Origin of the sequence: Klebsiella aerogenes, from assembly GCA_029027985.1 — a bacterium.
In the GTDB taxonomy this organism is placed as follows: Bacteria; Pseudomonadota; Gammaproteobacteria; order Enterobacterales; family Enterobacteriaceae; genus Klebsiella; species Klebsiella aerogenes_A.
On sequence record CP119076.1, the window covers coordinates 3,069,749 to 3,083,503 of the forward strand.

Sequence of the window (13,755 nt, forward strand, 5' to 3'; positions counted from 1 at the left end):
CATCGCGATGAAAGCACAGTCCCCTTTGATCACCCTGCGTAATCTGGCGCAGGAAGCCGTCGAACAGGCGGCACAGCGGCTGGGCCAGGCGCGTCAGGCGCAGCAGGCCGCCGAGCAACAGCTGACCATGCTGCTCAACTACCAGGACGAGTACCGGCAGAAGCTCAACAGCACCCTTTCCGGCGGCATGGAAAGTTCGCGCTGGCAAAACTATCAGCAGTTTATCGCCACTCTCGAACAGGCCATCGAACAACAGCGCCAGCAGCTGTTGCAGTGGGGACAAAAGGTAGATCACGCCGTGAAACAGTGGCAGGACCACCAACAGCGGTTGAACGCTTACGACACCCTGCACACTCGCGCACAAAGCGCCGAGCTGCAGCTGGAAAACAAACGCAATCAGAAATTGATGGATGAGTTCGCGCAACGCCGCGCACAAAGGAATACCGCGTCATGAATCTCAATGCTTTGCCCGCCCTTAGCCTGCCAGGCGACGCCAGCGCCCTGGCGGAACCGGCGCTGGATGACGGCCAGCTTTCATCCGCCTTCGCGCAGCTGCTCGGCGCGCGCTTTACCCCGGCGCAAAGCGGCAAACTGCCGCCATCAGCGCTGAGCGCTAATGAGGAAAGCGCCCCGCCGCTGAGCCGTAACCCGCTGCTGGCCGCACTCGGCGAGCTCGGCCAGCAGCTGACAAACGATCTGCCGCAAGCAACGGACATCACCGTCGATAATACGGCGATTGAACACGATACGCGCCCCGATGCGCCGCCCGGCGAGGCGCAAACGCTGGACCCGGCGACGCTGCAGGCGCTGTACGCCATGCTGCCAGCGGCAATGGCCATCCTACCGCCGCAGAACGTGACGCCGCAGGCTCAGCCACCAGCGCTTGCTGACGATGAGCCAACGCTCGGCCTCAGCAGCGCTGGCGATAAACGCGCTGCTCATCCGGGAGAAGCCCTGCCGTCCGGCGAACGGAACGCTAAGCCGCAGACCGCCGCGATGGACGGGCAAAATCCGGCGCCAACGCCTGCGCAAACAGATAACGCACCGCCACGCGCCACCGAGCGCCCGGCGGAAAGTGCCCCGCAACCGCCTGCCGCCGTGGTTTTCGCCGCCGTCAGTCCCAGCCAGAGCGTCACTCCCGCCAGCACGCTGGTAACCGCGCCGCCGACGCCGCAGCTGAACGCCCAGCTCGGCAGCCCGGAGTGGCAGCAGGCGTTAAGCCAGCAGGTACTGATGTTCCACCGCAACGGCCAGCAGAGTGCCGAACTGCGCCTGCACCCACAGGAGCTGGGCGCGCTGCAAATCACGCTGCAGCTGGACGATAAACAGGCACAGCTGCATATCGCCTCCGCCCACGGTCAGGTACGCGCAGCGGTAGAAGCGGCAATGCCGCAACTGCGTCATGCGCTGGCGGAAAGCGGGATCAACCTGGGTCAAAGTAGCGTCGGCGGCGAATCGACGCCGCAGTGGCAGCAGCAAGGCAACCAGGACGATGGCCGCGCCAGCTATGCCGAGCGCCACGGCGGCGCTGAGGCGGCGCCGGTTGACGCTATTAGCGCTCCAGCCGCGTTGCAGCGCATAGCAAGCCACGTCAACGGCGTCGATATTTTCGCCTGAGGCGCGGCAAACGGCCAATCTGGCCCCCATTTGCCCGTTTATTCCGGCTATTGCGTGAAGCATTAGCCGCGATAATACCTTTACATGTCATACGTGCGGCATTGCCGCGCGTGATGCCCGTCAGCAAAGCGGCGGGCGGAACAACAGGAATTTGATTTGGCTATGTCTCAACACTCCCTTCCGGCAACCGCGTCCAAACGCCCCTTATTGATCATCCTGCTGACGATCATCGCCGTGGCCGCCTGCGCCGCCGCTGGCTACAGCTGGTGGCTGCTGCAACAACGCGACGGCGGCGCGCATACGGCAGCCGCCGCTGCGAAAGAAAAACCGCCCGCACCGCCGGTGTTCATGCCGCTGGACACCTTTACCGTTAATTTGGTAACCCCGGATAACGATCCGGATCGCGTGCTGTATATCGGCCTGACGCTGCGCCTGCCGGACGAAGCGACCCGCCGCCAGCTGAATGATTTTCTGCCGGAGGTGCGCAGCCGCCTGCTGATGCTGCTTTCTCGCCAGCAAGCCGGATATTTAGCCAATGAACAAGGCAAGCAACAGCTGATCGCGCAGATCAAAGAGGTGTTGAGCGCGCCGCTGGTTAAGGGACAACCGAAGCAAGTGGTCAGCGATGTGCTGTTCACCGCCTTCATACTGCGGTAATCACCATGGGCGATAGCATTCTTTCACAGGCAGAGATCGACGCCTTACTCAACGGCGACAGCACCGGCGATGAGCCCGAAACGGTTGTCGGCGGTAAAGAGAGCGAGGTGAAGCCTTACGATCCGACTACCCAGCGCCGCGTGGTGCGTGAACGCCTGCAGGCGCTGGAGATCATTAACGAACGTTTTGCCCGACAATTCCGCATGGGGTTATTCAACCTGCTGCGGCGCAGTCCGGACATTACCGTCGGGCCGATTAAAATTCAGCCGTACCACGAGTTTGCCCGCAATTTGCCGGTACCGACCAATCTCAACCTGGTGCATCTGAATCCGCTGCGCGGCACCGCGCTGTTCGTCTTCGCGCCGAGTCTGGTGTTTATCGCCGTCGATAACCTGTTCGGCGGCGACGGACGCTTCCCGACCAAAGTCGAGGGGCGCGAGTTTACGCCGACCGAGCAGCGGGTGATTAAACGCATGCTGCGCCTGGCGCTGGACGCCTACGGCGATGCATGGAGCGCAATCTACAAGATCGACGTCGAATACGTGCGTGCGGAGATGCAGGTCAAATTCACCAACATCACCACTTCACCGAACGACATCGTGGTTACCACACCGTTCCAGGTGGAGATCGGCGCACTGAGCGGCGAATTCAACATCTGCATTCCCTTCGCCATGATCGAACCGCTGCGCGAACTGCTGACCAACCCGCCGCTGGAAAATTCGCGCCAGGAAGATAGCCAGTGGCGCGAAACGCTGGTCAAGCAGGTGCAGCACTCCGAGCTTGAGCTGATCGCCAATTTCGTCGATATCCCGATGCGGCTATCGAAAATTCTGAAGCTGCAGCCTGGCGACGTTTTACCGATAGATAAACCGGATCGCCTCATCGCCCATGTGGATGGCGTGCCGGTGCTGACCAGCCAATACGGCACCTTAAACGGGCAGTACGCCCTTCGTGTTGAACACTTGATTAACCCTATTTTGAATGCTCTGAGTGAGGAACAGCCCAATGAGTGATCCTAAGCAACCGTCTGACGCAGGGAAGGAATCCGTAGACGATCTGTGGGCTGATGCGCTGAATGAACAGCAGTCGTCTGAGAAATCCAGCGCCGCCGATGGAGTGTTCAAATCGCTGGAAGCCCAGGATGCGCTCGGTAGCCTGCAGGATATCGACCTGATCCTCGATATTCCGGTGAAGCTGACCGTCGAACTGGGACGCACCAAAATGACCATTAAAGAGCTGCTGCGTCTGTCGCAGGGTTCAGTCGTGGCGCTGGACGGCCTGGCGGGCGAGCCGCTGGATATCCTGATCAACGGCTATCTGATTGCCCAGGGTGAAGTGGTGGTGGTGGCCGATAAATTCGGCGTACGCATTACCGACATCATTACCCCATCCGAACGTATGCGTCGGTTGAGCCGCTAATGACCACCCCTGCGCCCGTAACCGTTCAGACCAGCCCGCCCGCGGCCACACCGGCGATATCCGGCGGTTCGGCGCTGATGCAGGTGAGCAGTGCCCTCGGCGCTATTCTGCTGCTGATCGTGCTGGCCGGTTGGCTGTTCCGTCGCCTCGGTTTTGCGCCGCAGGCTCGCAACGCTCGCCTGCTTAACCTGCGCGCCAGCTGTCAGGTTGGCCAGCGCGAGCGCGTGGTGGTAGTGGAAGTCGATAACACCCTGCTGGTGCTGGGCGTCACCGCCCAGCAGATCACCCCGCTGCATCAGCTCCCGGCGCCGCCGCACGATGACGATGCCACCGGCACCACGCCGCCGACCGACTTCCGCCAGTTGATGCAAAACATCCTGAAACGCCCGGAAAAATAGCTATGTTCCCTCTTCTGTTCGCCTTTGCCCGCCGCCGGGCGCCATGGCTGGCCGCCGCGCTGCTGTTGCTGAGCCCCGCCGCCTTCGCGCAGCTGCCGGGTCTTATTAGCCAGCCGCTGGCTAACGGCGGCCTGAGCTGGTCGTTGCCGGTGCAGACCCTGGTCCTGCTGACCTCGCTGACCTTTCTGCCGGCGATGCTACTGATGATGACCAGCTTTACCCGTATCATCATCGTGCTGGGCCTGCTGCGTAACGCGCTGGGTACGCCGTCAGCGCCGCCGAACCAGGTGATGCTTGGATTGGCGCTGTTTCTGACCTTCTTTATCATGTCGCCGGTGTTCGACAAGGTGTATCAGGACGCCTACCTGCCCTTTAGTCAGGACAAAATCGGCCTTGAGGCGGCGCTGGATAAAGGCGCGCAGCCGCTGCGCGAATTTATGCTGCGTCAGACTCGCGAGAGCGACCTGGCGCTGTACGCCCGCCTGGCCAACCAACCGCCGCTGGATGGGCCGGAAGCCGTGCCGATGCGCATCCTGCTGCCCGCCTACGTCACCAGCGAGCTGAAAACCGCCTTCCAGATAGGCTTTACGGTCTTCATTCCGTTCCTGATTATCGATCTGGTGGTCGCCAGCGTGCTGATGGCGTTGGGGATGATGATGGTGCCGCCAGCGACGATTTCGCTGCCGTTTAAGCTGATGCTGTTTGTGCTGGTGGATGGCTGGCAGCTGCTGCTCGGCTCGCTGGCGCAGAGTTTCTATTCCTGAGCCGCCGGAGAACAATCATGACGCCTGAATCCGTTATGGCCATCGGCACCGAGGCGATGAAAGTCGCCCTCGCGCTGGCCGCCCCGCTGCTACTAGCGGCGCTAATCAGCGGTCTGGTGGTCAGCCTGCTGCAGGCCGCCACCCAGATTAACGAAATGACCCTGTCGTTTATTCCGAAAATCCTCGCGGTGGTGGCCACGATTATTATCGCCGGGCCGTGGATGTTGAATCTGTTGTTGGACTATATGCGCACGCTGTTCAGCAATCTACCTAACATCATCGGCTAACCGTGATCCCTTTCGACAGCGCCCAGCTCAGTGAATGGCTCAGCCAGTATTTCTGGCCGCTGCTGCGAATTCTGGCCCTTATCAGCACCGTGCCGGTGTTGAGCGAAAAGCAGATCAGCAAAAAGGTGAAAATCGGCCTCGGCGGCCTGATTGCTATTCTGATCGCCCCGACGTTGCCCACCACCGATATCCCGATTATCTCCGCCGCCGGGTTATGGCTGGCCATCCAGCAGATCCTGATCGGCGCGGCGTTGGGGTTGACGATGCAGTTTACCTTCGCGGCGGTGCGTCTCGCGGGCGAAGTCATCGGCATGCAGATGGGGCTCTCGTTCGCCACCTTCTTCGATCCCAGCGGCGGCCCAAATATGCCGGTGCTGGCGCGGCTGCTGAACCTGCTGGCGATGCTGCTGTTTCTCAGCGTCGATGGCCACCTGTGGCTGATTTCGCTGCTGGCCGACAGCTTCCACACGCTGCCAATCCATAGCCAACCGCTGAACGGCAACGGCTTTCTGGCGCTCACCCAACTCGGCTCATTAATCTTTATCAACGGCATGATGCTGGCGCTGCCGCTGATTTGCCTGCTGCTGACGCTCAACATCGCCCTTGGCCTGCTTAACCGCATGACGCCACAGCTGTCGGTGTTCGTCATCGGCTTCCCTGTGACCATGACCTTCGGCATCATGACCCTCGGCATGATGATGCCGATGCTGGCGCCGTTCTGCGAACATCTGTTTGGCGAAATGTTCGATCGTCTGGCAGCGGTTATCGGCGGTATGACATTCTGACCGGCCCCGCTAATTTCCTGACCCCGCTTGCCAGACAAAATGGCAATAAACACCGTTTCCTGGGATAAAAGCCCGGAAAAAGGTGTTTATCGGCACTTAGGTCCGAATGTCCGTTACGGCTTGAATTAAAAAATAGCCACCCTACAATAAAGCCTGAATTCATTTTTACGCCGTTTAATTTTCCTGGAAAAATAAATCAACGTCGCCCGCACATATTATTTTATGTGCTGGAGCAACACATCTGTAATTTATGTTTTTTTGTAGTTAAGCCATGACAAGGAGCGACATCATGATTAAAGCAAAAGGTAACCGTGTGGCGCGGCGTGCGTTAGGCATGCCCCATTGGGAAAGCAACCGGTTTAAAATCGTGCTTGCCGACACCGCCGCTGGCGGAAAATGGAAAGTGGTGAAGAAAAAGAAATAATACGGATACAGAAAAATATCGTCGGGCTGCCGCATTATTATTTCTCATTTTTCAATCGAAATAAAATAATAATCCTGACTGGCAATGGTGCTCCCCACGCAATAATTCCCCACCGCTGTAGATAACCGTGTGTGGGGAATACATTTTTAGCGCACATCGTCTGGCCGAGTGGTTACATGGCTAACACGAGGGATTTTATTTTTTCAGCCTTTTCAAAATGATCCAGTTTCATCTCCATAATCCACCACTGCGCAACCTCCATCAGCAGCTCCGGGTCATCATTTTTATTGGCAAAAAAAGCATAGAACGATAGTCCAACGTGGCTCCCTTTGGCTGCTATCTTCGCCTCACAGGTTCTGATGATTTTTTCCTTCATTGCGGTCCGCATGGGTTTTCCTTCTTTATGTTCAGGGTCTGGATCTACGTAAAGCAACTTCGGGTTGCAAGGTGCATGTTATTAAAAATGCTAAACAACGCCAACTTTCACAAATGGATTCCCGTGACTACGCGCCTTTTTGATTAATTTGCCAACATACTTATCCCTTATGTCTTTAGCCGCTATTCGTCCTACAAATTCAGAGCGGTGAGTGTCCGGGCTAATAGTCAAATCACGGGTAAAGTATTGCTGAGAGCCCGCCTTCACCCAGCACTGTATTTCGTAGACTTCCATAATGAGACCGCCATAAGTTGCATAAGCAAATTTAAGACTGTCGTCTTTAGGAATTTTTGCCCAGACACCACGCGTAGCCTCATATAATTCAAGTGCGCTCATACCTGACTTGTATGTACTGTTAAGAAGGAAGGCAATACCAGCATGCTCAGGAGCAATTTCCGTCTCTTCTTTTAGCAGTAGATGTTGCAGCCCATCAAGGGTTATACGCCCCATCAGAGAACTACTTCCGCGGACTTTATTCGTCAGTTCGCCAACACCTAAAAGATCGATACACGTTGCCTCAACCAGTTTGGCCGTGGCCTCATCCATACCATGGCGCAATATGTCGATCCCGAGATTTTTGCTGGCAAGGAGTTCTTTGATTCGTTCAGATTTTGGGGACTCATCGGGACGTTTAATGTGATCAAGACACCGGTCAGCCTTGCCTTTACCGATATAAAATGGCTTCTTAGACGTATCTTTTTTGTCATAAAAAGCATAAACATAGTACTTCGCTAAACCTAAAGATTTTGTGTACTTTGATAAATCCTTCACAGCTTTCCTTCCTTTGCATTTTATGCGTATAGTTTATCTTAACTATCGGCATAACCTACCGGAACTTAAGGCATAAATGAGTAGTAGACTTTTCTTATATGGTGAACGGCATAGTTGTGATGATTGAAGTTGATACGGATTAAGCGTTGAAATCCACCTTGAGTTTACACGCACCCATGTTTTTAATTTGTCCATAAGAGTCCGAGAAAATCCCTCCTTGTAAGAATCTGATTCTGTCACTGAGCAAACAAACATTAAAACGTTGCTGCCCGGAGATAAACTAGTAACACTCTGTTATTATGCCTGTTTTTTTCCCCGCGCCATGTCACAAAAACAAATTATACAATTGACGAATGGATGTTACTGACGCATACACAAATACCTGTGCTCTTCAGTAAATACGTTATTTTCCCGCTACCAATACGATAATAAAACAAGGAATCAATTGATATGATGATATCCCGGAGATCGCTTATCAGCAGTGCCGTCGCTACCAGCGCGCTGATGGCCGTATCGAGTGGACGCGTGCTTGCGCAAAACACGGCAACACATGCGACTGATAATACGCAGAGCCTGTCTTCGTCGCCGATTGTGTTGCAGAACATTGTTATTGGAACGGCAAGCGAGCCAACGGATGTCCTGATTGCCGACGGTAAAATATCCAGAATCGGTCATGCCTTAACGGCTGCGAACGCACAATCGGTCGATTGCACTGGCTGTCTGCTGCTGCCCTCTTTCATTGACACCCATGTCCACCTCGACAAAACGCGTTTCGGCGCGCCGGAACGTCTACATCACATCGCAACCGCCAGCGTAGCTGAACGGGCGGCCAATGAACGCAAGTTACGCGTTGAGCTTAAACATGATCCCTACACCTATGGCTCCAACCTCGTGCGCCAGATGGCCGCAATGGGAACCACACATCTGCGCAGCCATATCGACATCGACCCGCTGACCAAACTGTCCGGCGTTGAGGCGTTGATGCGCATCCGCGAAGATTTTAAGGGCTACATGAGCATGGAGTTCGTGGCTTTTCCCCAATCAGGGATTATGAAATCGCCGGGCGTTGCTGATTACATGGCTCAGGCGCTGGATATGGGCGTGGAATACATCGGCGGCCTCGATCCGCAAGGTTTTGATAATGACCGCAAAGGACACCTTGACGTCCTCTTTAGCCTGGCGGAAAAAACCGGTAAACCTATCGATATTCATCTGCACGAGCCGGGTCAGATGGGCCTGGCCTCCATCAAAGAGATTATTGTCCGCGGTAAGGCGCTGGGGATGAAGGATAAAATTACCCTCTCGCATGCGTTTTCTCTCGGGCAAATTTCTGAAAGCGAACTCAACGGCGTACTGGGAGATATGGCGGATTTAGGGGTCCGCGTTATCGGCACCGCCCCGGGCAATGTTGGTTACCCACCTGTCGAACCGTTGCTGAATGCCGGCATTCTCTACGCCGCGGCGAACGACAATATTCAGGACATGTGGTCACCCTGGGGAGATGGCGATCAGTTGCAACGCGCGAGAACGTTCGCCTACGGCGCCAATTATCGTGCCGATGCGCCGCTGATGCGGCCCTTTGAAATGATCACCCGCATTCCGGCCCAACACGTTAATCTCGACAACCACGGACTGGAACACCTGAAGGAAGGCAACGCCGCCAACCTGGTGGTGCTGGAAGCCAGCGACGTACCGGCAGCCGTTTTATACACACCGACGCGCAAGCTGGTATTCAAAGACGGTATTATTATCGGTCGTGACGGCCAGAGCACGATACCGCAAAAAATCTGAGTACAAACAGATACATTCCGCGTCCTCTATTCACTCCTGCCGTTGCCATTGTGTCTTCGGCAGGCTAATCCGCTCTCGTTGACAGCGAGAATCCGGATAACGATGGGCTTGAGAGGCCAGATTGAACGTATAGAAATGAGATTGCGTGATTTGTCGCGCAATCTCATTTTCCGTTGTCCGGCATGCGAATAAAGATGTTAACCTTCACGCCTTGCCATCAACAGCGCCAGGTCAACGAGGCGGTTGGAGAATCCCCATTCATTGTCGTACCACGCCAGAATTTTGACCATATTGCCACCTATCACCAACGTTGACAGACCGTCGATAATGGAAGAACGCGGATCGCCCTGATAGTCGCTTGAGACTAGCGGTTCATCGCTATAGCCAAGGATCCCTTTCAATGGCCCCGTCGCGGCGGCTTCACGAAACGCATGATTAACCTCTTCTGCCGTGACATCGCGCTCAAGCGTTACGGTCAGATCGACAATCGACACTACCGGTACCGGTACGCGCAGCGAATAACCCGTTAAGCGGCCATCCAGCTCAGGGATGACTTTGCCAAGCGCCTTCGCCGCACCGCTGGAGTAAGGCACAATCGACAATGCCGCGGCGCGAGCGCCACGAAGATCTTTTTCCGGCTGATCGTGCAGCGCCTGGCTGTTGGTGTAAGCGTGGGTGGTGTTCATCAGACCATGCTTAATACCAAAATGTTGGTGCAGAACCTGCGCGGCAGGCGCCAGACCGTTGGTGGTGCAGCTACCGTTGCTGACCACGTAGTGTTTATCCGGGGAGTAAAGGCCGTCGTTAACGCCCATCACAATAGTTAAATCTTCGTTTTTACCGGGGGCGGAGATAATCACGCGCTTTGCGCCGCCGCTGCGGATATGCACCGCTGCCTTGTCACGGTCAGTGAAAAAACCGGTTGCTTCAATGACGATATCGACTTCACTCTGACGCCACGGGATAGTGGCTGGATCGCGTTCACTGAACACCGTAATAGGTTTACCGTCGACCACCAGTTGCCCTTCACCAGCAGTGACATTGGCGTCGAGTTTACCGAGCAGCGAGTCGTATTTCAGCAGATGCGCCAGCGTTTTACTGTCTGTCAGATCGTTAATGGCCACAATCTGAATATCCGGGTTACCCAGTGCGGCACGCAGTACGTTGCGCCCGATACGACCAAAACCGTTAATACCGACCTTTACCATAATCAACTCCTTATCGTTGTCTCTGAAGGTAATCTAGGCCGGTCACTCATTGGCGTAAATGACAAAAAAGGATCACTTTACGCCATTTTGCGGCAATGAAAGCGCTGCCGATACTCGCCGGGCGTGAGGTGAAGCTGTTTTTCAAACAGCCGTCGCAGGTTAATGCTGCTGCCAAAACCCGTTTGTTCGGCAATCCGCTCCAGCGTGTCGTTGGTTTGCTCCAGACGCTGCCGGGCCGCGGCCAGACGGGCTTCGGCGACGTAGCGCGCTGGCGAAGCGCCGGTTTCCCGGGTAAACACGCGGGTGAAGTTACGTGGACTCATGGCGACTTTTTCCGCCAGTTTATCCACCGAAAGGTCGGCGGTGAGGTTCTTGAGCAACCAGGCCTGCAGATCGTTAATGGGGCCCAGGGAACTGCTCTGCTGAAGGTTGTAGCGGCTAAACTGCAACTGGCCGCCGGGGCGGCGCAGGTACATGACAAAGTCCTGGGCGATGTCGCGCGCCAGACTGAAGCCGTAGTCCTCTTCAACCAGCGCGAGCGTCAGGTCAAAGCCCGAACTGACTCCACCCGATGTCCAGATGTGTTCGTCCTGAATGTAGAGCGGGCCGCCTTCGACGCGCACCTGAGGAAATTCTGCTTGCATGGTTTCCAGTAATTTCCAATGAGTGGTGGCTCGTCTGCCGTCCAGCAGCCCGGTTTGCGCCAACAGCATTGCGCCGCCGCAAACCGATGCAATGCGGCGGGCATGGGGAGCGGCAAGGCGCAGCCAGTCAACCACCGCAATGCCTTCCTGCGGGTTTTGGCCTCTGCCAGTGATAATGACGGTATCGAGAGGTTCGCGAGGGTCTATCTCATGCAGGCGATGATCTGCCAGTAGATTTAAACCGGACTGACCATGGATCACCTGATGCGGCTGGGTTGTCGCTAACTGAACCTGGTAACAGCTATGGGTCGCGCCTTCCGGATGCAGGCGGTTGGCCTGCATCAGAATGTCGGCAATGCCGGCGGATTCAAACAGCATGCCGCCATCGGGGACGATAATGAGTATCTTCTTCATGTCCTGAAAAGTAATCTTTTTACAGAATAAGTCAACAGAACATACGCAACCAAAAAAATTGTATCCCTACCGTCGTGGCAGTACCGCCTCCAGTTCAGGGTTTGATTTTTGAAGAAGCAGGTAGCACCAGGTCTGCTTTGAGCGAAAAACGGACGTGGCCTGCCCCCAGGATTAAAAATAAACTTTCCATTGATACGTTTCATTAACTTATTTATAACATTAAATTACAAATGCAAACTTGTTCAATTGGATATGTATGGACTTTCAAATCACACATCAAGTTACTGAATATGATAAAGAAGAACTATTAACCGGATTAAGAAGCTACAATGCTCAGTTCGTCGATTTTAGTAAAAATGGGCAGCTTGGGGTCTACTGCAGAAACGAAAGCGGTGAAATGGTAGGCGGATTAATTGCTGACAGAAAAGGTCCGTGGCTCTGCATCGACTATCTTTGGGTAAGTGAATCTGCAAGGAGCAGCGGTTTGGGTAGCAAACTTATGGATATGGCTGAAAAAGAAGGTTTGCGGAAAGGGTGTATTCATGGACTTGTAGATACCTTTAGCTTCCAGGCTCTCCCTTTTTATGAAAAACAGGGTTATATACTTCAAATGTCGCTACCGGACTTTCCTAAAGTAGGTTCACAAAGGCATTATTTAATTAAACCTAATTTATAGCTTTGCTGCATTTGAATACACTGGCTTTTGAAAGCTGCAATCAAGCAGCTTTCTGCTTTCAGCATGAATAATAAATCGTACTGTTGACCAATACACACCATTATCAACGTCTGCTCCTGGCACCGAGCGGACGAGCTAACAATAGTTAGTTATTTCTCTCTCCGGCACACTTCTTGCTTTAACGATGAACCTACTCATTAAACAGGTTCCTCTATGACCCTTTCCGCTATCAGCTTCATTCAGGAGTCAAAAAAAAGCGAAATCGCCTCTTTGCAACAGCTGTTGAAGTTGGGCGAGTTAGTGGGTGCTGTCAGCCAAATGATTCACGTACTGCAACGAGAACGAGGTACCGCAAACATCTTTTTGTGTTCTCATGGCGGCATTTGGAAAGAACAACTGAGCGAGCGAGCCCTGGCGGTTCGAAACGCTGAGAAGGCGATCAATCAGTGGTTTGAATCTCATCAGTTGACCAGCCTGAACATGGCTAACGCCTCTCGTTTGTTCAGCCGCATCGCCTTACTTTTACACAGTCTCAGCACATTACCTCCGTTGCGTCAGCACATTTTTGACCTGAGTATCAGTCAGCCAGAAGCCATGAATACCTACAACGAGGTGATCCGCACCCACCTTGCACTAGTATTCGAAACGGCGGATATCTCCGGCGATCCGTCCATTTCTCGGGCCTTACTGGCGATGTGCAGCTTCATGCAGGGTAAAGAGCTGGCCGGGCAGGAACGGGCAACGGCTGCCGCTGGTTTTGCTGCGCGTCAGTTTGACGAGTCAGCGCGCCAACAACTTTTGAGCCTGATCGAAAGCCAGGAGCGTTGCTTTCAGACATTCGCGGAATTTACTGACCCCAACAGCCTGGCGTTGTGGCAGCAACAGATGAACCAGGATAGCAGCGATTTCGAACGTTTCAGGCGTATTGCCTGCACGCAGGTAAAGCCCAATGAAGCGTCGGCGGATATCGCACTCCGCTGGTTTAGCGTCTCTAGCGCGCGAATCGATGGCATGAAAGTGGTGGAGGATAACCTGGAAGATGTCCTGATGGCATCCTGCCGCCAACGTATCAATGAAGCGCAGGCATCTCTTGCACTTCAACAGCAGAATATCGACCAAATTCCGCAGCCCGAAAGTCATTACACCGTGCTGCTTCCTCCTCAGCTCAGCCGGTCTGTTCTTGAACTGGTCGAACAGCAATCCCGTCAGCTACAGGCTCTCGATGCCGAACTTTCCCGACTCCGTGTCCTGCTGGCCGAGCGCAAGCTGGTTGAGCGTGCAAAAGGCCTGCTGATGCAACATCACGCCTTAACAGAACCCGAGGCGCATAAAATGTTGCTTGCGATGGCGATGAACCAGAATAAGAAACTATCGGAAATCGCAGATGCGGTGCTTTCCGTATCTACTTTATTAGGAGGAAAGCGGGCGTAATACCGGTCAATCGCTGCACCTTCCATGTGCAAT

The 13,755-nt window shown here is 54.6% G+C and carries 17 protein-coding genes; 13 read left to right on the forward strand and 4 right to left on the reverse strand.

What is annotated here, in order from left to right; genetic code table 11:
• Positions 1 to 7: 7 nt before the first annotated feature.
• From fliJ to sra, 10 genes are all read left to right on the forward strand, one after another.
• Positions 8 to 454: a flagellar export protein FliJ gene (fliJ, locus tag PYR66_14700; GenBank protein WEF26571.1), complete on the forward strand. Its 447-nt coding sequence runs from the start codon at positions 8 to 10 to the stop codon at positions 452 to 454.
• Entirely contained in the window at positions 451 to 1,617 is a 1,167-nt protein-coding gene (locus PYR66_14705) for a flagellar hook-length control protein FliK (GenBank protein ID WEF26572.1), read from the forward strand. The genes fliJ and PYR66_14705 overlap by 4 nt, the downstream gene beginning before the upstream one ends.
• A gap of 162 nt (positions 1,618 to 1,779) precedes the next feature.
• Positions 1,780 to 2,274, forward strand: a complete 495-nt coding sequence (gene fliL, locus PYR66_14710; protein WEF26573.1) for a flagellar basal body-associated protein FliL — start codon at positions 1,780 to 1,782, stop codon at positions 2,272 to 2,274.
• Between the two features lie 5 nt (positions 2,275 to 2,279).
• Positions 2,280 to 3,287, forward strand: a complete 1,008-nt coding sequence (gene fliM / locus PYR66_14715) for a flagellar motor switch protein FliM (protein WEF26574.1) — start codon at positions 2,280 to 2,282, stop codon at positions 3,285 to 3,287.
• Positions 3,280 to 3,693, forward strand: a complete 414-nt coding sequence (gene fliN, locus PYR66_14720) for a flagellar motor switch protein FliN (GenBank protein WEF26575.1) — start codon at positions 3,280 to 3,282, stop codon at positions 3,691 to 3,693. The genes fliM and fliN overlap by 8 nt, the downstream gene beginning before the upstream one ends.
• The gene (gene fliO, locus PYR66_14725) at positions 3,693 to 4,091 is read left to right on the forward strand and encodes a flagellar biosynthetic protein FliO (GenBank protein WEF26576.1); all 399 of its coding nucleotides are present in this window, start codon (positions 3,693 to 3,695) and stop codon (positions 4,089 to 4,091) included. Before fliN ends, fliO begins: the two co-directional genes overlap by 1 nt.
• A 2-nt stretch (positions 4,092 to 4,093) precedes the next feature.
• Positions 4,094 to 4,855, forward strand: a complete 762-nt coding sequence (gene fliP / locus PYR66_14730; GenBank protein ID WEF26577.1) for a flagellar type III secretion system pore protein FliP — start codon at positions 4,094 to 4,096, stop codon at positions 4,853 to 4,855.
• Positions 4,856 to 4,872: 17 nt separating this feature from the next.
• Positions 4,873 to 5,142 (forward strand): flagellar biosynthesis protein FliQ, encoded by a 270-nt coding sequence (gene fliQ, locus PYR66_14735; GenBank protein ID WEF26578.1) that lies wholly within the window; start codon positions 4,873 to 4,875, stop codon positions 5,140 to 5,142.
• A 2-nt stretch (positions 5,143 to 5,144) separates the two neighbouring features.
• Positions 5,145 to 5,927, forward strand: a complete 783-nt coding sequence (gene fliR, locus PYR66_14740) for a flagellar biosynthetic protein FliR (protein WEF26579.1) — start codon at positions 5,145 to 5,147, stop codon at positions 5,925 to 5,927.
• Between the two features lie 289 nt (positions 5,928 to 6,216).
• Positions 6,217 to 6,351 (forward strand): stationary-phase-induced ribosome-associated protein, encoded by a 135-nt coding sequence (gene sra, locus PYR66_14745; GenBank protein WEF26580.1) that lies wholly within the window; start codon positions 6,217 to 6,219, stop codon positions 6,349 to 6,351.
• Positions 6,352 to 6,523: 172 nt separating this feature from the next.
• Here the strand turns inward: sra and PYR66_14750 are convergent, their stop codons facing one another.
• Together PYR66_14750 and PYR66_14755 are read right to left on the reverse strand one after the other, a co-directional pair.
• Positions 6,524 to 6,739, reverse strand: coding sequence for a DUF6500 family protein (locus PYR66_14750; protein WEF26581.1), 216 nt, complete (start codon positions 6,737 to 6,739; stop codon positions 6,524 to 6,526).
• 78 nt (positions 6,740 to 6,817) lie between these two features.
• Positions 6,818 to 7,558 carry a hypothetical protein gene (locus tag PYR66_14755; protein ID WEF26582.1) on the reverse strand — a complete coding sequence of 247 codons (741 nt, stop codon included), beginning with the start codon at positions 7,556 to 7,558 and terminating at the stop codon, positions 6,818 to 6,820.
• Between the two features lie 450 nt (positions 7,559 to 8,008).
• Between PYR66_14755 and PYR66_14760 the strand changes: the two genes are divergently transcribed.
• A complete protein-coding gene (locus PYR66_14760) occupies positions 8,009 to 9,349 on the forward strand; it encodes an amidohydrolase (GenBank protein ID WEF26583.1) in 1,341 nt (446 codons plus the stop codon).
• A gap of 197 nt (positions 9,350 to 9,546) precedes the next feature.
• Here the strand turns inward: PYR66_14760 and gap are convergent, their stop codons facing one another.
• Positions 9,547 to 10,557, reverse strand: a complete 1,011-nt coding sequence (gene gap / locus PYR66_14765; protein ID WEF26584.1) for a type I glyceraldehyde-3-phosphate dehydrogenase — start codon at positions 10,555 to 10,557, stop codon at positions 9,547 to 9,549.
• A gap of 77 nt (positions 10,558 to 10,634) precedes the next feature.
• Positions 10,635 to 11,615: a helix-turn-helix domain-containing protein gene (locus PYR66_14770; protein WEF26585.1), complete on the reverse strand. Its 981-nt coding sequence runs from the start codon at positions 11,613 to 11,615 to the stop codon at positions 10,635 to 10,637.
• A 256-nt stretch (positions 11,616 to 11,871) separates the two neighbouring features.
• Between PYR66_14770 and PYR66_14775 the strand changes: the two genes are divergently transcribed.
• Both PYR66_14775 and PYR66_14780 read left to right on the forward strand, forming a co-directional pair.
• Entirely contained in the window at positions 11,872 to 12,291 is a 420-nt protein-coding gene (locus PYR66_14775; protein ID WEF26586.1) for a GNAT family N-acetyltransferase, read from the forward strand.
• 213 nt (positions 12,292 to 12,504) lie between these two features.
• Entirely contained in the window at positions 12,505 to 13,722 is a 1,218-nt protein-coding gene (locus PYR66_14780; GenBank protein ID WEF26587.1) for a nitrate- and nitrite sensing domain-containing protein, read from the forward strand.
• Positions 13,723 to 13,755 lie beyond the last annotated feature (33 nt).